We start from the raw sequence: 2,018 nt of genomic DNA on the forward strand, positions 1-2,018 counted from the left end.
GAAATTCCTCGACCACCACACCTATCCCAGCACCGAGACCAAGGGCCGGCGCGTCGTCGAGGCGGTCATCGTCGACAACGGCAAGGAGGTGACGATTACCGGCACCGGCACCGGTCCGATCGACGGCTTCGTCGATGCACTCTCGCGTCACCTCGGCATCGAGATGTCGGTGCTCGATTATTCCGAGCACTCGATGCAGCGCGGCTCGAACGCCTCGGCCATCTCCTATGTCGAGATGGAACATCCTGATGGCAAGCTGTTCGGCGCCGGCATCAACACCAACATCGTCGCCGCCTCGCTGGAAGCGGTGATGTCGGCGGCGAACCGCATCGTCGTCAAAAAGGCCGGTTGACGCACAACCAGAACGAAGATCGGAACCCTCCCCATTCGGCGATCGGTTCCGATCCTTCGTATCATTAACCACCGAAGAATTATCCGGTGGGGTACGTGATCGCATAATGGGTGAATACTTGTGTGGCGGTGCGGGAACTATATGATCGCACCTCAACCTGTGCCGACTTCGAGAGGATCGACACTTGCAGCATGCCACGCCTGCCGCCCCCGCAGTGCGCGAGACACTGGAGCGACTTCTTGCCAGCCAGACGTTCGGGCGATCCGAACGCGCGCGCAAGTTGCTCCGCTACCTTGTCGAACGCGAACAAGCCGGCGAAGCCGACAGGCTCAAGGGCTTCTCCATCGCCATGGATGTTTTCGGCAAGGACGGCGATTTCGATCCGGCCACCGACGCCGTGGTGCGGGTTCAGGCGGGCAGGTTGCGCGAGCTTCTGCAGCATTATTTTGCCAATGAAGGCGTTGCCGAGCCGGTCCGCATAGCCATTCCGCGCGGCGGCTATGTTCCCGCCTATGAATTGAACGCGATCCGGCTGCCGGCTGAGGCTGTTCCCGAACTCAGGCTGGATGGCGCCACGTCCGCCGATCGGGCCAACGACGCCAGCACGGGCATGCCGGATGCGGTGTCGCCGGCTCTCGCGAAGCCCACCCCCTCGGTGGTGCGCCAACTCCGCTTCTTCTGGATGGCGATCGCCCTGGTCATCGCCATGCTGGGCCTGCTGATCCTTCGTCAGGGCAGCAGCGCCTTGCTGAGCGGTGGCGGCGACATGTCGGCGACCCTCGAGACCGCTGGCGCAACCAGCAGCATCGCGCCGTCGGCAACGGCCGACGCCCTGCCGCTCGTCTATATCGACCTCAAGGCCGAAGGCGCCGATGCCAGCCGCGTCGCCGCCTCGCTCCGCGCCGGCCTGAGTGGCTTCGATACGATCGACTTCATCGGTCGCGACACACCCACCGATCCGGCTGACGACGCCACCAGCTTCATATTCGCCATGCTGCCCGGGCCGAACGCGGGCGATATCACGATCGAACTGCAAAGTATGGCGTCCGGACGGGTGCTTCTGTCGCGCAATCTGACCCCTGCCGACAGCGCACCGGCCGTGGTCGAAGACCGGATCGCCGACATGCTGAGTTCGGCGCTTCCCGCCTCGGGCACGATCTACAACTATATCGAGCAGACCGGTGCCCCAAACGGCCTGACGCAATGCTTGCTGCTCAACGACAAATATTATCTCGACCAGAACGCCAGAACCCATGAAGCTGCCTATCGCTGCCTCGAAAAATTGGCCGATGGCGGAACGAAGTCCTCGCTGGTCTATTCGGAGCTTGCGTCTCTGCAACTCGAGGCGGTCTCCGATCATTATGCCTACCCGCCCAATGCAACGATTGAAAAGGCTGTGGAGTTTGCCCATCGCGGCGTCCAGATGGGGCCGACCAGCCCTTATGCGCATCGCTCCTACGGCTATGTCAGTTCGCGTCTCGGCAATACGGACGAAGCGATCCGCTGGATGCGCAAGGCCTATGAACTCAATCCCTACGATCTCGGCATGGCTGCCGCCTACGGCTACGGGCTGATCTTCGCCGGTCGATACGCGGAGGGAACGCCGATCCTGGCGCATGCGGCGGAGACCTTCAGCGGCCACTCGACATGGTGGGACTACGGGCTG

2 protein-coding genes are annotated in these 2,018 nt (G+C 62.6%); both read left to right on the top strand.

What is annotated here, in order from left to right:
- A partial coding sequence (locus ACXJ7R_RS31075) for an alpha-isopropylmalate synthase regulatory domain-containing protein (RefSeq protein ID WP_457155147.1) occupies positions 1-352 on the top strand: 352 nt, incomplete at its 5' end.
- A 184-nt stretch (positions 353-536) separates the two neighbouring features.
- Positions 537-2,018 (top strand): tetratricopeptide repeat protein (locus ACXJ7R_RS31080; RefSeq protein WP_457155148.1); only part of this gene is annotated, 1,482 nt, incomplete at its 3' end.

The organism is Mesorhizobium sp. P5_C1 (assembly GCF_054049815.1).